Source organism: Sphingobacterium micropteri, assembly GCF_014692515.1.
Lineage (GTDB): Bacteria > Bacteroidota > Bacteroidia > Sphingobacteriales > Sphingobacteriaceae > Sphingobacterium > Sphingobacterium micropteri.
In genome coordinates, this window is sequence record NZ_JACOIK010000006.1 from 55,905 (window position 1) to 81,244 (window position 25,340).

The 25,340-nt window shown below is 42.4% G+C and carries 16 protein-coding genes; 11 read left to right on the forward strand and 5 right to left on the reverse strand.

Translation table 11 applies throughout. The annotated features are described in order from the left end of the window. Nucleotides 1–68 precede the first annotated feature (68 nt). The 3 genes from H8B06_RS09480 (at nt 69) to H8B06_RS09490 (ending at nt 6,807) form a co-directional block, all read left to right on the forward strand. A complete protein-coding gene (locus H8B06_RS09480) occupies nt 69–2,366 on the forward strand; it encodes a GH92 family glycosyl hydrolase (protein ID WP_190994046.1) in 2,298 nt (765 codons plus the stop codon). Nucleotides 2,367–2,390: 24 nt separating this feature from the next. Then, nucleotides 2,391–4,865, forward strand: coding sequence for a glutaminase domain-containing protein (locus tag H8B06_RS09485; RefSeq protein ID WP_190994047.1), 2,475 nt, complete (start codon nt 2,391–2,393; stop codon nt 4,863–4,865). 97 nt (nt 4,866–4,962) lie between these two features. Beyond that, nucleotides 4,963–6,807 carry a glycoside hydrolase family 2 protein gene (locus tag H8B06_RS09490; protein WP_190994048.1) on the forward strand — a complete coding sequence of 615 codons (1,845 nt, stop codon included), beginning with the start codon at nt 4,963–4,965 and terminating at the stop codon, nt 6,805–6,807. Nucleotides 6,808–6,885: 78 nt separating this feature from the next. Here the strand turns inward: H8B06_RS09490 and H8B06_RS09495 are convergent, their stop codons facing one another. Together H8B06_RS09495 and H8B06_RS09500 are read right to left on the reverse strand one after the other, a co-directional pair. Further along, a complete protein-coding gene (locus tag H8B06_RS09495) occupies nt 6,886–7,665 on the reverse strand; it encodes a response regulator transcription factor (RefSeq protein WP_190994049.1) in 780 nt (259 codons plus the stop codon). Between the two features lie 5 nt (nt 7,666–7,670). Continuing rightward, nucleotides 7,671–10,775: a ligand-binding sensor domain-containing protein gene (locus H8B06_RS09500; RefSeq protein WP_190994050.1), complete on the reverse strand. Its 3,105-nt coding sequence runs from the start codon at nt 10,773–10,775 to the stop codon at nt 7,671–7,673. Between the two features lie 195 nt (nt 10,776–10,970). On the opposite strand from H8B06_RS09500, the gene H8B06_RS09505 reads away from it, so the two are divergent. The 7 genes from H8B06_RS09505 (at nt 10,971) to H8B06_RS09535 (ending at nt 23,300) form a co-directional block, all read left to right on the forward strand. Next, nucleotides 10,971–12,119, forward strand: coding sequence for an aldose epimerase family protein (locus H8B06_RS09505; RefSeq protein ID WP_190994051.1), 1,149 nt, complete (start codon nt 10,971–10,973; stop codon nt 12,117–12,119). A gap of 417 nt (nt 12,120–12,536) precedes the next feature. Continuing rightward, complete coding sequence (locus H8B06_RS09510; protein WP_190994218.1) at nt 12,537–13,976, forward strand: IPT/TIG domain-containing protein; 1,440 nt, start codon at nt 12,537–12,539, stop codon at nt 13,974–13,976. A gap of 9 nt (nt 13,977–13,985) precedes the next feature. Further along, complete coding sequence (locus H8B06_RS09515) at nt 13,986–17,135, forward strand: SusC/RagA family TonB-linked outer membrane protein (protein ID WP_190994052.1); 3,150 nt, start codon at nt 13,986–13,988, stop codon at nt 17,133–17,135. A gap of 13 nt (nt 17,136–17,148) precedes the next feature. Beyond that, a complete protein-coding gene (locus H8B06_RS09520; RefSeq protein ID WP_190994053.1) occupies nt 17,149–19,227 on the forward strand; it encodes a RagB/SusD family nutrient uptake outer membrane protein in 2,079 nt (692 codons plus the stop codon). Between the two features lie 21 nt (nt 19,228–19,248). Further along, nucleotides 19,249–20,238: a DUF4973 domain-containing protein gene (locus H8B06_RS09525; RefSeq protein WP_223857588.1), complete on the forward strand. Its 990-nt coding sequence runs from the start codon at nt 19,249–19,251 to the stop codon at nt 20,236–20,238. Between the two features lie 86 nt (nt 20,239–20,324). Further along, nucleotides 20,325–21,983, forward strand: coding sequence for a family 43 glycosylhydrolase (locus H8B06_RS09530; protein ID WP_190994054.1), 1,659 nt, complete (start codon nt 20,325–20,327; stop codon nt 21,981–21,983). Nucleotides 21,984–22,013: 30 nt separating this feature from the next. Beyond that, a complete protein-coding gene (locus tag H8B06_RS09535; RefSeq protein WP_190994055.1) occupies nt 22,014–23,300 on the forward strand; it encodes a family 43 glycosylhydrolase in 1,287 nt (428 codons plus the stop codon). 7 nt (nt 23,301–23,307) lie between these two features. On the opposite strand, the gene H8B06_RS09540 is transcribed toward H8B06_RS09535, so the two are convergent. Beyond that, nucleotides 23,308–23,652 carry a hypothetical protein gene (locus tag H8B06_RS09540; RefSeq protein WP_190994056.1) on the reverse strand — a complete coding sequence of 115 codons (345 nt, stop codon included), beginning with the start codon at nt 23,650–23,652 and terminating at the stop codon, nt 23,308–23,310. Between the two features lie 31 nt (nt 23,653–23,683). Continuing rightward, nucleotides 23,684–23,974 carry a hypothetical protein gene (locus H8B06_RS09545; protein WP_190994057.1) on the reverse strand — a complete coding sequence of 97 codons (291 nt, stop codon included), beginning with the start codon at nt 23,972–23,974 and terminating at the stop codon, nt 23,684–23,686. Between the two features lie 5 nt (nt 23,975–23,979). Between H8B06_RS09545 and H8B06_RS09550 the strand changes: the two genes are divergently transcribed. Further along, entirely contained in the window at nt 23,980–24,225 is a 246-nt protein-coding gene (locus H8B06_RS09550; RefSeq protein ID WP_190994058.1) for a hypothetical protein, read from the forward strand. Here the strand turns inward: H8B06_RS09550 and H8B06_RS09555 are convergent. After that, a complete protein-coding gene (locus H8B06_RS09555) occupies nt 24,211–25,320 on the reverse strand; it encodes a glycoside hydrolase family 88/105 protein (protein WP_223857589.1) in 1,110 nt (369 codons plus the stop codon). The genes H8B06_RS09550 and H8B06_RS09555 overlap by 15 nt on opposite strands. Between the last annotated feature and the right edge of the window lie 20 nt (nt 25,321–25,340).

Sequence of the window (25,340 nt, forward strand, 5' to 3'; positions counted from 1 at the left end):
ACCATAAACAGTGATGAATTTATGCTGGATATTCCATATGGCCATAAAAAAATAAAATACAAACACATATGAAACAACATTCTTTTTTTCTGTTAATTCTATTATGGATGACGAGCCTTCCGCAAATCTTTGCACAATCGCAAGAGCCGGTAGATTACGTAAATCCACTAGTAGGTACCTTATCTAAATATGAACTTTCAACAGGGAATACCTATCCAGCTATCGCCCGTCCTTGGGGTATGAACTTTTGGACACCACAGACCGGAAATATGGGCGATGGATGGATATATACCTATACTGCAGATAAAATTAAAGGTTTTAAACAGACACACCAGCCTAGTCCATGGAATAACGATTACGGACAATTTTCGTTGATGCCTATAACGGGGCAGCCGGTGTTTGATCAGGATGCACGGGCGAGTTGGTTTTCACATAAGGCCGAAATTGCAAAGCCATACTATTATAGTGTATTTCTGGCGGACCACGATATCACGACGGAGTTCAGTCCGTCGCAACGGGCTGTCGTGTTCAAATTTACTTTTCCGAAGACCGATAGTGCGTATGTTGTCATTGACGCTTTCGACAAAGGTTCTTTCATCAAGGTTATACCGGAAGAAAATAAGGTTATCGGTTATAATACGCGCATTAGTGGAGGAGCACCGGATAATTTTAAGAATTATTTTATCATTGAGTTTGATCAGCCGATGGACAGCCATTTTGCCGTGAATAATGGAAACATAAATTCGGATGGCTTGGAAGTAACGGCAGATCATGCGGGTGCGATTATTGGCTTCAAAGGATTAAAAAAAGGGCAACAGATAACAGCCCGGGTAGCCTCTTCGTTCATTAGTTTTGAGCAGGCGTCGTTGAACTTAAATGAGGTGCGCGAGAAATCTTTGGAAGAGGTTGCTAACGAAGGTCGTCAGCAATGGAATGAGGTACTTGGACGTATCCGCGTTAAAGATCAAGATATCGACCGCCTCCGCACTTTTTATTCCTGTCTGTATCGCTCCACACTCTTTCCACGCGATCTTTCGGAAATAGACGCCGCAGGAAACCGCGTGCATTATAGTCCATATAACGGACAGGTACTGCCAGGAGAGATGTTTACCGATACAGGGTTTTGGGATACATTTCGAAGTCTTTTTCCGTTGTTAAATCTGCTTTATCCTTCTATGAATGACCGTATGCAAGAGGGATTGGTGAATGCTTATAAAGAAAGTGGTTTTCTGCCAGAATGGGCATCTCCCGGACATCGTGCTTCCATGATCGGAAATAATTCCGCTTCTGTGGTGGCAGATGCTTATCTCACCGGTAGAAAAGGTTATGATCCCATGGTGCTATGGGAAGCGGTGCAATGGGGCGCAAATAATGTGCATCCAAAGAACACGTCGACCGGACGGTATGGACATGAACTTTATAACAAATTAGGCTATATACCCGCTGATGCTGATATTTCGCAGAATGCTGCTCGGACATTAGAATATGCATACAATGATTGGTGTATATATCAATTTGGGAAGGCTTTGGGGCGGCCGGATGCAGAAACCAGCATTTACGCCCAAAGAGCTCTTAACTATAAAAATCTCTATGACCCTTCAACAAAGCTTATGCGCGGAAAGAATAAGAATGGGGAATTTATCGCAAATTTTGACCCCAGCGCTTGGTCGGACGAGTTTACAGAAGGTAATTCATGGCATTGGAGCTTCTGTGTATTTCATGATCCACAAGGGTTGATTGACTTAATGGGGGGCAATGAGGCTTTTACCGGCATGTTAGATACCGTCTTTTTGGTGCCTAGTCTGGAGGGGATGAAAAGCCGCGGGATGATCCATGAAATGCGGGAGATGCAGATTATGAATATGGGACAATACGCGCATGGTAATCAGCCTATACAACATATGCCTTATCTTTACAACTATTCCGCATCGCCATGGAAGGCGCAGTATTGGGTACGGGAGATTATGGATAAGCTTTACTCTGCTGCTCCTGACGGCTATTGTGGAGATGAGGACAATGGACAGACTTCCGCCTGGTACGTATTTTCTGCTATGGGTTTCTACCCGGTAGCACCAGGGTCTGGCGAATATGTGCTGGGATCTCCGTTGTTCGACGAGGTGACCTTGCAGCTGGAAAATGGGAAAAAAATCGTTATTTCGGCGAGCAACCAATCGAAAGAAAACGTATACGTCGACCAGTTACGTGTAAATGGAAAAAACTATACGCACAATTTCTTGCGTATCGCCGATTTATATAAAGGGGCTAAACTAAATTTCCGTATGTCTGCGCAGCCTAATCTATCCCGAGGCACAGCAAGTGAAAATAAGCCGTATTCGTTTTCTGATGAATTACGGGAGAAGAAGTAATATTGTAAATTATAAGAGAACAATATGGTAGAAGTTCAAAATTTTATAAGAAACGGGAAGTATGTCGGTGCAGGGTTATTCGTCTTTATTTTATGCATATTAACGACCTATGGACAGGTTAATCAAGTTCGAAAAGCACCGGCCTATCCCTTGATTACACATAATCCGAATTTCAGTATCTGGTCGACTAGCGATCTCTTGACAGATAAAGCCACTGAGCATTGGACCGGTGTTGCGCATGGATTAACAGGTTATCTTGAAGTGGATGGTGTCCTATACCGTTTTATGGGTAAGAACGCTCCCCGTTACCAAACGATAATACCCCACGCTACAGCGGACGGTAAAACTCGGATAAAATATATAGAGAAAGCTCAAAATGGCGGATGGAGTGGATTGGCCTTTGAAGATGCGAATTGGAAGGAAGGCGTGTTGCCAATCTCAGACAATAAAGCTATATCGGGTACTTTTTGGGAATCAGATGATATCTGGGTAAGACGGGAATTCTCTCTTGGAAAAATAGATGAAAACGAACCGCTATTCTTGAAATTACATCATGATGATAATGTTGAAGTATATTTAAATGGTACTCTTGTGTTTAAGAAAGACGGTTGGAATAATCGTTTCGAATATTTCGATATTTCGTCTAAAGCGAAAGGACTTTTACGCGAGGGTAAAAATGTCCTAGCTATTCACTTGAAAAATACAGCAGGCGGTCGCTTCTTAGATGTTGATTTGGTACACAGCGTGGCATCCGATAAGGCAGATGTAGCCGTTGCGAAGCAGATTTCAGTAGATGTGCATGCTACACAGACGATGTATAGATTTGATTGTGGGGGCGTTGAACTGGGCGTTACCTTCACGTCACCATTGTTAATGGATGATCTTGACCTTCTTGCGCGACCTGTCTCCTATGTCTCCTACGAAGTGCTGGCGAAGGATGGAAAAAAACATGACGTTAAGATACATCAGGAAGTATCGTCAGATATAGCGGTTTATATGGCTGATCAACAGGAAGTAAAAGGACAGGTCTATAAAGACGGAACGCTCTCTATACTGAAAGTGGGTACGGTTGAGCAACCCATATTACAAAAGGGAGCTGACGATATGCGTATAGATTGGGGACACTTATATGTGGCTGTACCCACAGACAGAAATGTCAAACAGTTTATATCTGGCTATGACAACGCCTATCAAGGAAAATCGTTGACGCTGCATACCGAAATTTCGTTAGATCAGGTAGGTGCTACTCCTGCCAATCGCTTTCTGACCATCGGATACGATGAAGTATATGCCATTCAGTATTTCCATGCGGATTTACGTCCTTGGTGGAACAAAAATGGCAATCGTTCTTTCGAGACACAATTACATGCTGCGGTAAAGGACTATGAAAAATTGATACAGCGGTGCACGGTTTTTGACAGTACATTGCGACGCCAGGTGGCACAAGCGGGTGGCGAAGAATATGCCCATCTTTGTGTTTTGGCCTATCGGCAAAGTATTGCAGCACATACGCTGGTTGAAAGTCCGACAGGAGAAGTACTATGGCTTTCGAAAGAAAATAATAGTGGAGGCTTTATTAATACGGTGGATGTAACCTATCCCTCATCACCATTATATTTAATATATAATCCTGTTTTGTTACAGGGAATGCTAAATGGTATTTTCTATTTCAGTGAAAGTGGGAAATATCCACACCCATGGGCGGCACACGATTTGGGAACCTATCCCTGGGCAAACGGACAGACATATGGCGAGCCGATGCCGGTAGAAGAATCTGGGAATATGTTGATTATGACAGCTGCAATAGCCCGTGCACAAGGAAATGCACAATATGCCGAAAAACATTGGCAGGTTTTAACCCAATGGACCGATTATCTGGTGAAAGAAGGATTGGATCCGAAAACACAGCTCTGTACGGACGATTTCGCTGGTCATCTTGCACGCAATGCTAATCTTTCGTTGAAAGCTATTATGGGAATAGCAAGTTATGCCCGATTGGCTGATATGTTAGGAAAGAAGGATGTTGCCGACCGTTACCGGAAGATCGCCGAGGAGATGGTGCCCAAATGGATGGACTTAGCAGATGGTGGCGATCACTATGCGCTAACGTTCGATGATCCAAATACCTGGAGTCAGAAATATAATCTAATTTGGGATAAAGTTTTGGGTTTTAATTTGTTTCCTAAAGAAGTTGCGGCTAAAGAGCTTGCCTATTATCTACCGCGTATGAATCGCTTTGGCCTGCCCCTTGATAGTCGCAAAAATTATACTAAAAATGACTGGATTGTATGGACAGCAACCTTGGCAGATGATCGGAAAACTTTTGAAAAGTTTATCGATCCGCTACACCGTTTTATACTGGAAGCTCCTACACGTGTTCCGCTGAATGACTTCTATGATAGTACTACCGGTATCCGCGAAAACTTTAAAGCAAGAAGTGTTGTGGGTGGCTTTTATATGAAATTGCTCGCTGAGCAATGGGGAAGTAAGGGACATTGAGACGATTTGATGCTATTTTGAATTAAAAGGTCAAGGTTTTGTTTTCTTTATATTGCATTTTTGGAATATAAACCGGGAAATCAAAATAGAAACAATAATGAAGCGATTTTTTGCATTAGCATGTTTAGTCACGACGAGCTGGTTCGCCGCACAAGCGCAGGATTGGAAACCAGCAGGGGACAAAATTTTAACCACCTGGGGTGAACACCTGGATCCAGCGAATCCGCATCCGGAATACCCCAGACCACAGTTGGAACGTAAGGACAATTGGAAAAATTTAAATGGATTATGGAAGTATACCATTGTAGACAAATCCGTTTCCGAAAAACCAACATCTTGGGAGGGGGATATATTGGTACCCTTTGCAATTGAATCCGCCTTATCTGGTGTAGGAAAGGAAGTTGGAAAAGACAAAGCCTTATGGTACAGCCGAACGATATCCGTACCCAAGGCTTTTCGGAAAGGGCGTGCCTTGTTACATTTTGGTGCGGTAGACTGGCAATGTGATGTATATGTAAATGGACAGCATATCGGTCAACACGAAGGGGGGTTCGATCCCTTCTCTTTTGATATCACAGACGCGTTAAAAAAAGGTGTGGATCAAGAAATTGTGGTACGCGTATGGGATCCGACAAGCGAAGGACCACAGCCTCGTGGAAAACAGATCAATAATCCACATGGGATATGGTACACCCCTGTAACGGGGATATGGCAAACTGTCTGGTTGGAAAATGTGCCCGAAAGTTATATTGTAAATACAAAACATACCCCTGATGTAGACCAATCGTTACTACATTTTGCTGCTGAAGTAGAAGGAGCAAAAGTAGGAGATGAGTTGCTGGTGGAGATTTATGATGGCGCGCAGAAGATTGGCGAACAACAACTCGCTTTAAACCAAGAATCGGCTTTATCCGTGAACAATCTGACTTTATGGAGTCCTACAAATCCGAAGCTTTATGACCTGCAAATCAAATTACTACGTGGTAAAAAGGTTATCGATCAGGTGAAAAGCTATTTCGCTATGCGAAAAATAAGCATGAAGAAGGGGAGCGATGGTGTTCAGCGTATGTATTTGAATGATGAGTTTGTGTTCCATTATGGACCCTTAGATCAAGGTTGGTGGCCAGATGGCTTACATACACCTCCAAGTGATGAGGCCTTGAAGTTTGACGTTGTCAAAACGAAAGAGATGGGCTTTAACATGATCCGTAAACATATCAAAGTCGAACCTGCCCGCTGGTACCGTCATTGTGATAGCCTTGGTATTTTGGTTTGGCAAGATATGCCGAGTGGTGATCTTGGTGGAAATATCTGGGATATGCAGCCCGGTAAAATTTCCAATGGTATTCATGATAAGGATCGCACACCTGAATCCGAAGCGATCTATAAAAAAGAATGGAAGGCGATCATGGATGCATTACATAACTTTCCGAGTATTGTGATTTGGGTACCTTTCAATGAAGCATGGGGACAGTTCAAAACGAAAGAAATTACGGAATGGACGATGAACTATGATCCATCCCGTTTGGTGAATAGCGCCAGTGGGGGGAATTTCGCCTTTATCGGACATATTTTGGACATCCATAACTATCCAGGTGCTGCCATGCCCGATCCGAATCTTTTTGGCGACAAATTCATACTGGCGTTGGGCGAGTTTGGCGGGTTAGGGTTACCGGTAGAAGGTCATACTTGGCAGGAGAAAGACAACTGGGGTTATCAATCGTTTAAAAATAAAGAAGAGCTTACCAAGCGTTATCAGGAATTGGTGACAGATCTGAATGAGCTAATTAAGCGCGGATTATCTGCCGGCGTCTATACGCAGACAACGGATGTAGAAGTGGAAACAAATGGTTTGATGACGTACGATAGAAAAATTATTAAAATTCCAGAAGCAGAGCTTAAGAAAATGCATGAAGTGTTATATAATCATGTAGTTGAATAATGATATAATCCCCCTTTACAACTTTTAAGAAGAAAGCTCGGATAGTAAAACTATTCGAGCTTTTTCTTATTTTGATATCTATTTATGCTTTGCGGCGTAATCTTTGGGACTGATTCCAAATTGTTTTTGGAAGTTACGGGAAAAATGTGATGCAGTGCTGAACCCCAAAAGATTCGCGATCTCATAAACTTTGTGCTCTCCATCCAACAATAGCTGAGAGGCCTTGTTTAATCGTGTTTGATTTATTAATTCATTTGGAGATAAATCTGATAACACCTTTATCTTTCGATAGAGAGTCGGTCTACTCATATACAATCGATCCGCCAACATGTCGACGCAAAGTGTAGGATCCGCCATATTTTCTAAAATAAGCTTATTGAGCTTTTTTAAGAACGCTTGGTCAGACTTGTTGTGCCCGCTGACGTCCAGAGGACTGTTAGGTGTCCGTTGGAAATGATCTTTTACATGTTTTCTATTACGTAATAAGCTCGCTATCTGCGCCTCTAGAAAGTTAGGCGAAAAAGGCTTTTCAATATAGGCATCTGCTCCATATTCCAATCCTTCTATTTTAGATTGCAGACTGTTTTTTGCCGTTAGCATAATAAAAGGTATATGGCTGTATTTTTCGTCCTCTTTGAGTTTGGTGCAAAACTCGTAACCGTTTAATTGGGGCATCATGATATCGCTGACAATTAAGTCAACATCATGCGCATAAACGTATTCTAAAGCCTCTTTTCCATTGTGGGCTTTTACCACTTCATACTTATCCTCTAAATCGTCCGCTATAAAGTCTAATATGTCCACGTGGTCATCCGCTAATAAAATAATAGACTTTCCTGTTTCCAAATCAATATGCATAGCATTTATAATGGTATCTCCAAAACAAATATATTCAATTTTTCGGAATTCTTCTTATAAGCCAGCGTTCCACCGTGCAAAGAAGCAAACGAGAAAGCTAACGCCAGGCCTAATCCCGAACCCTTTACCCGATAATGTGAACTGGCGCGTTGAAATGGCTCGAATATTTGCGTCATCTCTTCGTCGGAAAGCAAGATACCATCGTTTTTTATTTCGATACAGAAGTTTGCTTTTTCTGTTATTTTATAAAGATTTATATAGACCTCCTTTTCGGCATATTTGATAGCATTTGACAATAAATTAGAAAGAATCTTATACATGGCTTCAATATCGACATCGGCATATAAGGTTTTGTCTAGTGATTTGGTCAATTTGATTTGCTTGCTTTCAATTAATGGGGCAAAATCTTGTAAACAGATTGAAATAAGGGAGCTCACGGATTGTTTTTTAAGTTTTAAAGAAAAATGATCGCTTTCTACTTTTCTGAAGTCCAGTAAATTATCGGTCATTAGAAGTAGTTTTTCCGTGTTTTGATGGATGGTTCTTAACCACTTTTCTGATTTTTTAGGCTCGGTACCCAACATTATTTTCTCCAGTGGCGCTTTGATAAGCGTTAATGGTGTTTTGATGTCGTGGGTTATCTGCATGAAGAAATCCATTTTAGCTTTATACAATTCCTTTTCTTTATGTGCTCTGATTTTTTCTAACCGTTGTCTATTCTTCTCTTTCATCTTCTGATCGTAACGATAAATTAATGCGCCTATTAAGCCCATAGTCAATAGTGCGTAAATAATATAAGCTGGAACACTAGCCCAAAAAGGGGGGAGTATAACTATTTCTAGCGATTTTACTTTTGAAATCGGCATTCTATTGGCGTCAGCAGCCATGACTTCAAAGGTATATTTGCCAGGGGGAATCTTTGTGAAATTTGCTTTAGTGTTATTTCTTAAAAAAGTCCATGTCGTGTCTAGTCCTACTAGCCGATACAAGTAAGAGGTCGCATTTGCAGAGGCAAAATTTAAAGCAACAAAATCAAGGCTAACGGTTGATTCGTCGTATTTTAACTTTATTTTGTTAGTATACAAAATAGATTTTGACAGCGCGCTGCTTTTGTCGTTTATAGTCAGTTCTTGCTGGTTTGTCTGGATACCGGTGATGTAGATGGGCGTGTCAAAATCCGTTTTATATAAATCGGTGACTGACGAGGGGTCAAATCTGATCAGTCCTTTCGATGCTCCAAAGTAGAGCAATCCCTTAGAGTCCTTGAAAGCGGAATTATAATTGAACTGGAGATCCAATAAACCGTGTTCTAAATTATAGGTTTCAATTCTATAAGACCCAATATCCATCTTCACTAATCCCTTGGTTGTCGATATCCACAGATTTTCTCCGTTATCTTCCTCCATCGCCAAGATGAGGTTGCTCGGCAGTCCATCTTTTGAGGTAAAACGTCTGAAAGATTGGTTATTCTTATCGTAAATACATAAGCCACTCTCTGTAGCGACCCAAATCTGTCCTTTTGAGTCTTGAAATACACGAGTCACCCGATTGCCACTAATCGTAGAATGATCTTTTGGGTCATGTACAAAACGTGTCGGTTTGTCTTCCTTCGGATCTAATTTGTATAGTCCGTCGCGCCAAGTGGAGAACCATAAGTTATGCTCCTTATCCTCAAAAATAGACGTAAAGAACACATGACCGGGCACACCTTTAAAGGGAACAAAACGATCTTCGCCCGGAATAAATTGAAAAATTCCCGGAGCAGTTGCTAGGAGAATTTTGCCTTTGGATGTTTTATAGATATGATAAATAAAGTTACTCTTGAGTGTTTGATGCGTATTGTTGGAATCAAAATGTTTGATCACTTTCTTTTGTCGTATATCAATGACGTCAAGTCCTTGGAAAAATGTGCCGATAAGTAAGCTGTCTCCTGCGATGAGCAAGCCATGTATATTGCTATGTGCCAAACCATTTTCTGGGCCGAAATTCATGAAGTTATTGTTTTTTTGATCCCAGTACGTTAGTCCTTGATCCTCCGTGCCTATCCAAAGATTTTGTTCGTTATCCTCTACAATCTCTCTGACAGCGTGCCCGCCAATCGAATTGGGCGAGTTACGGGGAAAGATCTTTTCAAATAGATTATGCTGGGGGTGATAATAGTTTATTCCGCCAAAAAAGGTACCAATCCATATCCCATCTTGGCTATCTTTCATAACCGCATAAATAGCATTATCGGAAAGGCTCCACGGATTGTCCTTTTCATGGATAATATGTGTTGTTTTATTGGTCTTCATTTCATGCACGAATAATCCGCTTTCCGTTCCAATCCAGAGTTGATTTTCGTTTACTTGCGCTATTTCCCGCACATAAAGTGGTTTATTGCCAATGTTTTTGATAATGTGTTGCGTTTTATTGTCTTTTCGGTTCCATTTGTAAACCCCATGATGGGATGTGCCAATCCATATATCGTTATTCTCGTCGACAAAAAGTTCCTCCACACCGCCTGTGAATTGCTTGTCGTTGGAAAATGTATATTCTTTTCCGCTGCTCAAGTTGCAAATACTCTCTTTTAACCCTATCCAGACTTCATTATTATGATCGATACAGAAGGCATGCGTTTTTTCCTTCCATCGCTCTGCGTAGGTTTTATCAACTATTTGTGTTTTTGGGTCGTATTTGTGCAGGCTACTATTGGAAATAAACCAAATATTTCCCTGAAGGTCTTCGGAGATCTGCAAGCTTTCGCTTTTATAAACCTTGTCAAAAAGTGAAAATTCCTCTCGTTGCGGATCATAGATATAGATGCCTTGGTCGGTTCCCACCCAGATCTCATTTGTGTTGCGCACCATAAGGCTATGGATGAGGTTGCTCCCCAGGCTTTTTTCATTTTCCGATTCGTGGAAAAAATTTTTGAAGCGATATCCATCAAATCGATTCAATCCATCCCGTGTACCAAACCAGATAAATCCGTCGTTATCCTGTACACTGCATAATATAGCGTTATTGGATAATCCACGGTTTACTTGGAAATGATTGAAATAATAGGGTGAGGCAGCTAGTCGTAAGGAGAAAGCACAAAAAAAGAAAAAAAGCCAAATTCTTGTTAACATGTAAACAGGTTTATCTCATAAAAATAGCAGAAGTTTTTATAATCGACAAGGCTAAAGAGTCTTTGAGACAAATTCCTATTGTAATGAGACGATTTTGATTGGAATTCTCCGGATATGTCTTTATAATGCGTTTCTTTTCAATTGATCCAAAATGTTAAAGAAAATCTTTAATATTGAGAAACTTAAAATAAACGAATGAAGAAAAATCAAATAAACCTATTTTCGGTATTGATGGTGGTGCTCGTCGGAGCATGCCAAAGTAATGTTGAAGAACAGAAAACTGCTTCAGGACTCGAACGGAAAAATTTTCAACGTGTTGTAAACGGTCAAGAAACGGATTTATTTACCTTGCGAAATAAATCGGGCGCAGAGGTTTGTATAACAAATTATGGTGGTCGAATAGTCTCCTTATTGGTGCCGGATCGTGATGGACAGCTTCAAGATGTCGTGCTAGGCTTTGACAACATACACGAATATGTAGACAAGCCATCGTCATTTGGTGCCACTGTTGGAAGATTCGCAAACAGAATTGCTTACGGGAAATTTGTATTGGATGGAGACACGATTTCATTAGATGTCAATGACGGTGAACATACGATTCACGGCGGGGCAGAGGGATGGCGTAGCCAAGTGTTCGACGCCGAACAGCCTGCGGATAATTCGCTTATATTAAGTTATGTCTCGAAAGATGGGGAAGCTGGATTTCCGGGCGAGGTTCAAGTAAAAGTGACCTTTAGCTTAAGCGACGACAATGCCTTGAAAATAGATTATTTGGCAGAAACTGATAGGAAAACGGTTATCAATATGACGAACCATAGTTTCTTTAATTTGTCCGGTAACCCCGAAAATCCGATTTTAGATCATGTGCTTTTGGTTAATGCCGATGGCTACACGCCCTTGAATGAAGAACTCATCACTACGGGTACGATAGAGACTGTGGCATCTACCCCATTTGATTTTACAAAGCCTATCTCGGTTAAGGAAGCATTGGCGCGCAACAGCTTGCATCAACAGTTACAGCTTGCACAAGGGTTTGATCATAACTATGTTCTCCGTACAGATGGAAACTTAGGACATGTGGCAGCAGCAGTATATTCGCCTGTTACAGGTATCTCGCTTGATGTGTATACGACAGAACCGGGTATGCAGGTGTACACGGGCAATATGTTGGATGGTTCACGAATGGGTAAAGGCCAGATTACTTATCATAAGCAGACGGGCATTTGCTTAGAACCTCAGCATTACCCCGACTCACCGAATAAGCCGGAATGGCCGACAACAATCTTGGAGCCAGACACTAAATATACAAGCACCACGATCTATCAGTTTGGTATTCAGCATTAAGCATTCAACCTATCTGGGTTAATAGAAAGCGATGTAGATTTTATCTCATCGCTTTTTTTATGTATTACTGATTGATACGATTATGCAAAAAAATGAGACAATTTAACAGATTAATGCAACCGCCTTTCTCTAACATTGTATCAGCAATTAGAACTCGAAAATAGTGATGATGAAATAACGCCGACTAACTAGGTAAATCGAATAATCACACTTGTTTAAAAAAAGATATAAACGTTGCGTAAGAACGGTAGCAGCTTTATTTACCGCGTTTATGCTTCGTCTGCAGAGGGAGTAATAATACAATTATATAACGTAAACTAAATATTTAATTAAAGAACATCAGGAAATAATACAAAGAACCAATAGTAGTACTATAGCTAGTATGTAGAATAAAATTTTAACCAATATAAAATGTATATGAAAGTAGAGAAAATGAGTAAGAGGTGGAGGTCATTCCATGCAATATGGCTCTCCATGGTAATGCTTTGCTTTGTGCAGTGTAAGGAGAGTAGTGATGAAGATTCTGTTGTAGATTTTGATCCTTCGAAACCGGTCACCGTGACGGATTTTCTCCCGAAAGAGGGAGGGGCAGGGAGCAATTTGATCCTTTATGGTGATAATTTCGGCAGCGATCGTTCCCGCGTTAACGTAGTTATCGGTGGCAAGCAAGCGCCCGTCATCAATGTAAAGAATGGCACGTTGTATTGTACGGTCCCACAAGGAGCCTTTGATGGCGATATAAAGGTTTCCGTATTGGATAGAGGAGGAGAAGAAGTGGCGCGTACGGAGGCCAAGGAGGCGTTTGTTTATATAAAGAAATTGTTGTCTTCTACCCTTGCAGGGCAGTTTTATGAGGTAACCAACCAGTTCGAAGAAAAGGAAGGGCCATTTGACGACTGTGGTGGGTTTGAAAAAATGAATTGGTTCGCATTTGATCCGCAAAATCCTGATCACATGTATGTAGTGGCAGAGGATAAAAATGCGAGACTAGTAGATCTGAAGAACGAATACGTCAGTTATTTTCGTACTGGATTACCACGAGTATCTGCCATCGCTTGGCGGATAGACGGCAACCAGGATTTGATTGTTCCGGAAAATCATGCTAGTGATACGAAAGTGGCACATCATATTTTCTCGAGAGCGAACGGCTTCAAGGCACCGGGAAATCCTATTCCCGTAAATGCACGTGGTGTGAATGGTCTTATGGTTCATCCTAAAAATGGTGAATTGTATTATTCTGGTTTCCGTGCGAATAGCATCTTCCGGTACGACTTTGAGGAACAGAAAGTCGTAGCGGCGTTTCCAAGTGCATATTCTGCAAATGCCATATTCATGGTCGTTCATCCTTCGGGAGACTATGCTTATTTAACCAATTTTGAACGGAATTATATTATGAAGTCTGAATACGATTACGAACGGAAAACGTTTAAAAATCCTTATCCTATTGCGGGAATGCCTGGGCAAGCTGGATACGCGGATGGAGTCGGGACTTTTGCACGTTTAAATCGTCCTGTTCAGGGTGTTTTTGTGAAGAATCCGGACTATGAAGAACAAGGCGGTGAACAGTACGATTATTATTTCTGTGATATGAATAATCATGCTGTCCGGAAGGTGACGCCAGAGGGTCGGGTGACTACTTTTGCGGGGCGGGGTAACAACGGTACTGCTGGGTATGCCAATGGCGATTTACGTGCGGAAACACGTTTCGATCAACCGGCAGCGATTGCATATGATGAAGCTCGAGAGTGTTTTTACATAGGAGAGCGTGGTAAAAATAAAGTCATCCGGAAAATCGCGAGAGAAACCGAAGACGACGCAATTCCTGAAAACGAAGAAGAACCAACCGATAACGATTAATGATAAATTATGATGAAGAAAAACTTAATATTATTATGTGTCATCTTTCTAGGTACCGTCCTTATCTCCTCAGCACAGGATCAGGCGGCTCAGGAAGAGGTAACGATAGCGGGGATCGTCACGGATGACGGGAAGAATCCGCTGATCGGTGTGAATGTTTCTGTTAGTAATGCACCAGGACTAGGAGCAATTACGGACGTTGATGGCCGCTACAGCTTAAAATTAAAACGCTATCAAACACTAGTTTTTACCTATATCGGTTACGATAAGGTCGAAGTACTGTTGAAAGAGCAGTCACAAGTTAATGTCGTGATGAAAGAATCCGATGCCAGTGTAATCAACGAGGTCGTCGTAACCGCTACCGGGAATGAACGTAGAATTGCGGTAACGGGGGCGATTACGACGGTAGACGTGGAGCGGCTAAAGAATAATCCATCAACATCGATGGCAGATGCTTTGGCTGGCGAAGTACCTGGAATCATGGCGATGCAATCCTCGGGTAGACCAGGCGAAGTTTCGGACTTTTGGATTCGTAGTATTTCCACGTTTGGGGCTAGTAGTGCCGCGTTGGTTTTAGTGGATGGTTTTGAGCGGGATATGAACGAGATCAATGTGGAAGATGTCGAGTCTTTCACCGTACTCAAAGATGCTTCTGCCACCGCCATTTATGGAAGTCGCGGTGCGAATGGAGTCGTATTGATCAATACGAAAAAAGGGAAGGACGGTAAGGTAAACATCAATGCACGCGCGGAAGGTTTTTACAGCCAGTTTACCAAACTACCCGATTTTGTTGATGGTTACACGTACGCATCCATGGCCAACGAGGCGAGAACGACAAGAAACCAAGAGCCATTTTATTCTCCAACAGAATTGGAGCTTCTACGGCATGGGTTAGATACGGATCGTTTCGCGAACGTCGATTGGATGGATGTCCTGATGCGGGATGCCGCTTGGAGCAAGCGTAGTGTTCTAAGCTTCAGTGGAGGTGGAAAGACCGCCCGGTATTATGTTTCCGGCAGTTATCAGGATCAGCAAGGGATGTACAAAATCGATGAAGCGTTAAAAGATTATAATACCAATGCGGGCTTTAAAAGATACACCTATCGTTTAACAGTCGATATGGATATTACGAAAACCACGTTGTTACGAGCAGGTGTTTCAGGGTCCCTACGTACGCAAAATGATCCCGGGGTGGGGAGTGACGCTATTTGGACGGCTTTAATGGGATACAATCCGATTATGGAGCCCTTAATGTATTCTAACGGTAAGATACCGGCATTTGGCGACGATGGAGGTGATCGATTTAATCCCTGGGTGCAGGCCACCATGACTGGATACAACGAGAATTGGCAAAATAACATCCAGACAACTCTAAATTTGGAGCAAAACTTGAACTTTATCACACCAGGTCTTCGATTTATAGGACGTTATGGTTACGATACCAAGAACTGGAATAATATCAGACGCTATAAATTTCCAGAACTATGGAAGGCAAATCGTTACCGGGATGTCAATGGCGATTTATTGTTTGAGCGCATAAAAGAAGAGCAATTGATGACCCAAACATCAGGTTCAGATGGTGAAAGACGGGATTTTTTCGAGTGGGATTTAATCTATAACAAGGGGATTGGTAAACATAATTTTGGTGCGATAGCTAAATATATGCAATCCTCACTGGTATTTACTCAGGGAATCGGATCGGATTTGAAAAATGGTATTGCACGGAGGATACAGGGATTGTCTGGACGTGTGAACTACAATTATGACCAACGTTATTTCGTAGACTTTAACTTTGGGTATACGGGATCAGAGAATTTCCACCGGGACTATCGCTTTGGCTTCTTTCCAGCTTTTTCCGGCGCATGGAATGTGGCCGAAGAACCCTTCCTAAAAGATGCGGATTGGGTGGATATGTTTAAGATTCGGTATTCGCATGGTAAAACAGGAAACGATCGGTTAGGATTTGGTAATGGGGTGCGTTTTCCTTATTTATATAATATTGAAACGATGTATGCCCGAAATGACGCTGGTGATATTATTTATGATAATGGTATCCCAAGGCCTGCAGGAGGTTATAATTATGGTGATTATAGTGCAAACAATATTTGGTCGGGCATGCGTTATACATCGATATCTTCTCCTGACGTCTCTTGGGAAATAGCAACAAAGAAAGATCTAGGTATTGATTACTCGTTTCTGAATGATCGCATTAATGGTGTGGTAGATTTCTTTTATGAAAAACGGGAGGGAATTTATATGCAACGTAATTTTCTGCCGGGCTATGTGGGGCTGGAAAGCGGGACAAATCCTTCTGCTAACGTTGGGGCGGTCGAAGCGCGCGGCTTCGATGGTCATATTGCTTTCAAGCAGAAGGTGAATGCGGTAGATTTTACATTGCGCGGTAACATCACCTATAGTAAGAACGAAATTTTAGAAAGAGACGAACAGAATACCATATATGATTATTTGCTGGATAAAGGTCACCGGGTGGATCAGGCAAGAGGACTGATAGCACTAGGCCTTTTTAAAGATTATGACGATATCCGCAATAGTCCCAGACAAACCTTTGGCGAAGTCATGCCGGGTGATATCAAATACAAAGATATCAATGGTGACGGTATAGTAGATAACGCGGACATCGCGTCGATTGGGGCAACTACACGACCAAATTTAATCTATGGTTTCGGGGTTTCAGCCAATTGGAAAGGCATTGATATCAACGTACACTTTCAGGGGGCCGGAAAGTCTAGCTATTTTATTGAAGGCACTTCGGTGTACATGTTTCAGCTAGCTAGCGGCTGGGGGAATATACTCAATGATCTCGCGCAAAGCAATCGTTGGATATTAGGCGAAAATGAGGACCCAAATGCCGAATACCCGCGGTTAAGTCAAGGGGGTAATTCCAATAATTATCGCAGATCTACGTTTTGGATTCGAGATGGTTCGTACATACGTTTAAAGCGGTTAGACATCGGGTATTCTCTACCAAAAGCGCTGGTGAGCAGAATACGTGTGAATAATGCACGGCTTTTCTTTGCAGGTACAAATTTATTAACATTTTCACCTTTTAGTCTGTGGGATCCCGAATTGGGGAACCCGACTGGAAAAGTGTATCCGTTAAGTAAAACCTTGGCTTTTGGTGTAACCGTTAATCTATAACGAAATAAAAAAAATGAAAAGAATAACTATACTATTATCCGTTGTTGGGCTAATTCTTATTGCCGGCGGATGTAAAAAATATTTAGATTCCGATTACCTTTTTGATGAACGCATGACGACGGAGGATGTTTTTAGTAACCGGGATTATACGGAGCGTTGGTTGGCACGGGCATATTATTTCTTGGGAACAAATGCCATGCAAGATGTCAGTAGCAAAAAGTCGGTCATGTTTAACTTTGCCGACGATATGTATTACGGTGATGAGAATGATGAATACGCGCGGTGGCGGAAAGGACAATATGACGAAAACGGGCTTAGTGGAGAGAATAAAGGGATTTGGGGCACCGGTTACCAAGGCATCCGACAGGCAACGGTTTTTATAAATAACATTCATTTAAATCAAGAATTTTCAGATTTTGAACGCGAAGACTTGAAGTCACAAGCACGTTTTCTGAGAGCCTACTTTTACTGGGTACTGCTTCGTACGTTCGGTCCTGTGCCGATACTTCCGGATGAAGGAATTGATTATACCAAAAGCTACGATGACATTGCGTTACCGCGGAATACGTACGAGGAATGTATTAATTACCTCGCAGATGAATTGGTGGAAGCGGCCAAGGCACTACCCATGTCGCGCGGTATCCAACAGATTACGAGACCCACACGTGGAGCGGCCTTAGCGCTCCGAGCCAGAGTATTGTTATTTGGTGCAAGCCCGCTTTACAATGGAAAAGCACCGGCCGATGTCGCAGCGGCATTGGTAGATAAGCAAGGAAAACCACTATTGTCGACGACTTATGATGAGTCCAAATGGGCCCGTGCCGCCGCCGCGGCAAAAGATGTGATGGATCTTGGTCGTTATCAGCTGTATGTTTCTTACAGAAGGACTACAGGTGATATCGCTTACCCTGCTACCGTTACACCACCGTATGACGCACAATTCTCCGACAATAATTGGCCTATGGGCTGGCGTGATATCGACCCTTTCGAATCGTATAGGTCGCTGTTCAATGGAACTGTTCCTGCTTTTCAAAATCCGGAATTGATTTTTACACGCGGGCAGAACCAAGGTGGCGAAAATATCAAAGTGATGGTGATACATCAATTGCCAAGATTAGAGGGCAAGGGATACAATTCTCATGGTATGACCCAAAAACAAGTGGATGCTTACTACATGAACGATGGAAAAGATATACCCGGCATGAATGATATGTATGCAGGCAGAGCTAATTATGAAGGGCGATACAATACCGAAGCTCGACCTTCTGGCCTGGTTAAGCAAGAGGAACTTTCCAGCTATCCCGAATTGGGTCCTTTGGGTGTCGATGTACACAAACAATATGTTCAACGGGAGCCCCGTTTCTATGCCTCTGTTGGTTATAATGGCGCTACATGGCACTTGTTAAATGGAGAAGCTAGTAAGGAAGAGGTTAACAATGTGCAGGTATTTTACTATCGAGGATACGCCAACGGCTATAAAAATACAACTTATTGGCCAAGAAGCGGCGTCGGTGTTAAGAAATATGTACATCCAAATGATATTAGTAACACGACCGTTACTTCGTATGACGTTTCGCGTATTGAAGATAAACCTGACCCAGCCATCCGGTATACTGAGGTTTTGTTGATCTATGCAGAAGCGTTAAATGAATTGAATGGAAGCCATACGGTTGAAGCGTGGGACGGCAGTAAAACACATACCATCTCGCGAAGTGTTGCGGAAATGAAACAAGGTATCCAGCCTGTTCGGATTCGTGCGGGTGTACCAGATTATTCGGAAGAAGTTTACAATGATGCAGATAAGTTCCGTATCAAATTGAAACGAGAGCGACAGATCGAGATGTTCGCCGAAGGGCACCGTTACTTTGATTTACGTCGATGGGCGGATGCACCGGATGAGGAATCGGCACCGATATATGGTTGTAACGCAATGGTAACAGATGATAGGAAAGAGCTTTTCCATACGCCAGTAGCTATTCCGTCCTTACCATCCATCTTCACGTTGAAAATGTGGTTTTGGCCGATCCATTGGGATGAGTTGAGAAGAAATAAAGAACTGACGCAAAATCCAGGCTGGACAATGCCGGAATAATAAATTTATAATCTCGAAGATATGATGAAGAAGATATATATATTATTTTTAGTGGTCACGGGCTTCATTGGTTTCGTGTCCTGCAACAATGAATGGGAAGACGAACAGTATGAACAGCTAGTTTCCTTTAAGGCAGAACCGAATACACAAGGGGTAGCCTGGACCTATGTCCGTTATAAGCCCGACGGAAAAGTTACATTTCAACTACCGATTGTGGTAAGTGGGTCTACACCCAACACGCAGGATCGTGTTGTCCGTATCGGATTGGATCGCGACACCTTAGCGACGCTTAACCGTGAGCAATTCGGGCACCGGGAAGAGTTGTTTTTCCGGGAGCTACCGAGTAGTTTTTATAGTATGCCGGAAACGGTTACCATACCAGCAGGGGAGAGTTTGGTGACGATACCTATCGAGTTTTCCTTGGCGGATATCGATGAAGTGGAAAAATGGGTACTACCACTGCAGATCCTCGAGGATCCATCAGGAAATTATCAGGTGAATCCACATAAACATTATAAACGGGCCATGTTGCGGATTACACCATTTAATACGTATTCGGGTGTGTATAGCGGCAGTTTTTATAAAATATACCTGGAGGACAACAAGAATGAAGCCTTGACCATAAATGAGCACCGAGCTTATGTCGTTGACGAAGAAACCATTTTCTTTTATGCAGGTACGCGTGATGTTGATTTTCTCGATCGTAAATACTATAAAGTATTTGTTAAGTTTTTAGAGGAAGGTCAACTCGAAGTATGGAGCGACAATGCGGAGAACAATGCGTTTAAACTCATCACTGAACAACCTATTTATTATACCATGGAAGAAGAGTGGGATGCCGTCAAACCATATTTAAAGCATGTTTATATTACGCTTTCATTTGCCTATTCGTTTGAAGATTATACATCCATACCGGGTTTACGCGTGAAGTATTCTACGGATGGCACATTGTCTATGCAACGTGATTTGAATACGCTTATTCCAGACGAAGATCAACAGATCCAGTGGTAAAAGATAGTGCTGCTTGTCTATAGGGCTATACATCAAAATAGTATAGCCCTATATCACTATTTCTAAAATAATTTTCAAAAACCTATATGAAAAAATCAAAACGACTATTAGCCGGATACCTTATTGTAACGGCTTTTTCGCTCATGAATATCGCCTGTAAGGAATCAGAAAATAAGATTAAAGATGGTGAAATCACACAATTCACCGTGTGGGATCAGAATTCAACAAAACATGAGCTCCATGTAAATAATGTGAAGAATATCATCAGTAACAAAGAGACTTTTCCAATTAACGTAAATCTTACTCGATTAGTTGCAGAATTCAAAACAAACCATGCAAATGTTGTCCTTAAGGTTAACGGTGAGCTGCAGCAAAGTGGCAAGACACGAAATGATTTTACGAAAGAAATAATCTATGACCTTTTTGTCGGAGAAACAAAGCAACGTTCCTATGCAGTTAATATTACCAAAGGTGTCATGGTAAATTCCTTTCGGGCGTTTAGTTTTCCTGAAAAAGAAATGGAAAATTATCAGCCTGTTATAAATGAAGAGACAGGCGATATTTCTAATGAAAATGAAATTCCTAAGAACATAAATATCAGTGATTTGGCACCTTCGTTCACCGTAACGGAGAGAGGTGCAACCGTCAAAGTAAACGGCGTAAAACAAGTGAGTGGTGTGCAGCGGCATGATTTTACGAAACCTGTAGTATACACCATCGAGGGCGAAGACGGATCGTCACGTAGTTATACCGTGAACCTAAAACAGGGTGATTTTGTAGCCATTAAGAATCCTGTTATGTCAGGAAGCTATGCAGACCCTACGGTTATCCATGTCGGAAACGAGTTCTATACTTATGTGACTTCCGGCCGTGTCAGAGGCTATCGATCATCCGACCTCTTTAACTGGAGAAGCATTGGGCCACCAAGTGAAGTTTTCACCACAAGACCTAATTTTGTCGAGGTAGTCAGTGGAAAAGATGCCCCCGGTATGTGGGCTCCTGATATTAACTATTTTGACGGTAAGTATGTCATGTATTATTCCATCTCCCAGTGGGGCGAAGGCGCAAAATGTGGTATAGGTGTAGGCGTTTCGAACCTTCCACAGGGACCTTTTGTCCCACCTGCTGGTAACCCCAATGGAAAACTATTTATCAGTACGGAAATCGGTGTACATAATTCCATTGATCCGTGCTTTTATGAAGAGAACGGTAAGCGCTATCTGTTTTGGGGAAGTTTTAATGGGATATATATGACCGAACTAACGGCAGATGGGATGGCCATAAAAGATATGGGGCAAAAAACCAAAATTGGCGGTAAGGCCTTTGAAGCGACCTACATCCACAAACGAGGTAATTACTATTACCTATTTACCTCCGTAGGCGGTTGTTGTGATGGGGTTAATAGTTCTTACAAAGTTGTCGTCGGTCGCTCCCAGAACCTCGCAGGGCCTTACGTGAGCCGTGGAGGAGTGGATATGAATACCGTTGATGCTTGGGGGGCTACTGGTTTTGACCCGATCGTCTTGCAAGGCAATGATACGTATATAGGGCCCGGTCATAATGCACGTATTATCACCGATAAAAATGGCGTAGATTGGATGTTGTACCATAGTTATATTAAAGAAAACAACACGGTTGGATCTAGGAATTTAATGCTAGGTAAAGTGAATTGGGACAGTGACGGATGGCCTATAGTTGACAATGGAACGCCTTCTCCGGTATTGACAGAAATACCCGTGTTTTAGTAATAGGAAGAACGTAAAAATGCAATTATCATGATAAGTAAATATTTTGTTTTAGCGCTTGCACTGTTTTGGTCTTGCAAAAGCAGCAGCAATGTAGCACCTACCCAAAAAGAAGATGATAATCAGGAGATCGTTGTTGTCGCAAAAGTGTCCAACTTGATTGCAGAGGAGACGACGAAAAAAAACGAGCTAAAACTTAGTTGGAATAACCCTCCCGCCGCAGTCTCTATGATGATTTCCTATACAGAAGAAGGTACAGATAATGAGCATACAGTTACGCCTTATGTACAGGCAAGCGGTGCCAGTAAAAGTTCATATGTACTAAGATTGCCACGTTATGCTACCTATAAAGTTACAGTCGTCGCTATGGATAATTATGGGAGGAAGTCGGAAGCGCTTTCGGTTACAGCCACCCCAGCCGAGAACGATGCGCCAATATCCTATGAAGTTGTTGAAAATAAATTACCTATTGCGGATCCCTACGTCTTGTATCATAATGGTAAATACTATGCGTATGGAACACGTGTCAATGGTTTTGAAGTCTATATATCGGAAGATCTAAAACATTGGAGACGTAGCGAGCATTTGGCTCTATCTCCAGATAACTCTTGGGGAGATAGATGGTTCTGGGCTCCAGAGGTATATTACGTGGAATCTAAAAATAGGTTTTATATGTTCTATTCGGTAGATGAACATATCTGCGTAGCTTCATCTAGCCAGCCCGAAGGCCCTTTTATACAGCAAGTGAAACAACCTATTGTGAGTGAAAAAGCTATCGATACGAACTTGTTTATTGATGAGGATGGTACGCCTTACCTCTATTATGTACGCTTTACGGGTGGTAATGTGATTTGGGTAGCGGAAATGAACGATGATTTAACAAGTATTAAACCAGAAACCTTGACCGAATGTATCCGTGCACAAGACTCTTGGGAAAGAAAGCAAGGAACGATTGCGGAGGGACCATCTGTGTTGAAACGCGGTGATACATACTACTTGATGTACTCGGCTAACCATTTCGAGAGTAAGGATTACGCTGTCGGGTATGCCACGGCTACATCGCCCAAAGGGCCTTGGAAGAAGTACGAAGGTAATCCTATTTTAAGACGGGATATGCCCGCTGCTACCGGATTGGTGGGGACAGGGCATGGAGCTCCTTTCGTTACACCTGATGGTGGATTTAAATATATCTACCATGCCCATGCCAACGAAAACAGTGTAGGGCCGCGCACGTCTTATATCAACGATATGGAATTTTCCGCAGATGGTGTGATTCGTATTTTTGGTGATGCTATACATCCGGTGGTGGTGAAATAGTTTGATTCTAAGTGTTTTCACGATAGCGTTTACCTTTAATAAGAAGCAGCGTACGACAATAACTTCCGTACGCTGTTTCTTTTTGTGATAATTTCAAAGGTGCTATTTTGTACATGTACATGGCCCCGCCCACCATGTACTTAATGACTATGTACAGTGACATAGTTAACAAGTCCCTGTAGTCGTTGGTTTTGAACAGTATCAAAACGAACTTATTACCTGACATAACAAAAATGTCTTTTGAATGGTCAATGACCGCACGGGACTGTTCGGCGATGTTCCGTGCGTGGACGACGTTATCCTTGTAGCTGACGGCAAAGTCACGGAACATAATCAATAATTCACTTGACATGTCGACCTTGTTCCGGTACAAAGCAGACCTGTTACGTGCAGGTATTCACATGTACTGTGCAGGCATTCACATGTACATGTACAAAGGCACGAAGAAATACGCCGTCGCTGTTTTCCCGTACACCGACGTGATCTCGTCGTACGACTTGAACAGTACGCCGAGCAACGACACGGTTCTTTTGTATGGGATTGCGATACATTTGTCCACCGAGACCATCAAGTAGGCCTTCATGTTTATCTCCCTGTCCGGGATATTCGTTTTTCCCTATGCCGAAGCGAAGCTGCTGTCCATCATTCTCATTCTTTCGTGTGCCGGGAAGCAACTTCTGTGCGCCGACATGATTTCGGCATACGGCAACATGTTTGCCTTGAACAACGGAATGATCATCCCGTATGTCGACACGAAAAAGATAGCCGGAAGTTTCATCAGGTAGGGCAACGAAACGATGTCGGCGGACGACGACATGACCCTCCTGCCCAACGATATGACGCTTCCGTCCGCCGAAGCGATACTTCCGTCCGGGTTGCTGATGACGTTGTCGTCGTCATTAGTGACTATTTACTCTTCCAATAAAGCATTAACACACCATAGATAAGGAAACTGTCCGTGAAAATCACCTGTCCTGCGCGGGCGGTCATAATAATATTGCTTATCGTTCTTTTTGTTTGTACCAACACAAACCTCCGATACACTACCCCTTTCATCAACGTAATCTACCAAAGCTAACCACGCTTTACGGGCTGCCGGTGCATATTCTTTCGAATCCAGCCAACCTTGTTTCACGCCGGTGATGAACGCGTATGCAAACATGGCTGATCCCGATGTTTCTGCCCAACAATCCGCTTCATCAATCAATTGGTTCCACATACCATTCGGTTGTTGATATTGTTTTAAACTGGCCATCATTTTACGATATCCTTCCAAAATACGTGGACGATATTCGCTGTCCTCTGGTAAATAGCGTAGCAGTTCGGTCACACCTGCGGCCATCCAACCGTTACCGCGTCCCCAATAAAAGGGAACATCTGGTGCATGGTAAAACAATCCATTCGGGCGTTGTAGCTCATCCAGATAAAGCACCATTTCCTTAGCTGCACGGTCGATATATTTCCGATCGCCAGTTACTTTGTAAGCTTCGCTCTGCACGATGGTGATCATATACATGTCGTCTATCCACAGGCGTGTCTGCCAAGAATAGCCTTTATTAGCCCAAGCCTTTTCTTCGGCTTTAGCGTCCGCAGGCACTTCCCATTGCGTGTCGGCATAGGGTAACCCAAGGTCGATGTAACGCTTATCCTCCGTGATACGATATAACGTCAAAGGTAGACTACCGAACATGTTCAGATCCACATGGTTCTTAATCGGAAGTAATGCCTTGTCCTTGTCGAACAGCAGTTCAAAGCGATTTTTTAAATACGAGGTAAGATATTTGTCCTGCGTTAGTTCGGCAAAGTTGAGTCCACTTTTCCAATAAAACGTCTGCGGATAGCCTATCCACTTTCCAGCATGTAAGGCATTGCCCATATACACAAAACGATACGCGATAAGTTTGCCAACCTCTTCTGGAGCATAACCTTCGGGAAAGTCGGTCAGTTCTTTATGTTGGGCGAATGAGAACTGAAAAGTACAAATTGTCAATAAAAATAAAATTGTTTTTTTAAGCATCATATTGATTTTGGTAAAAGGAT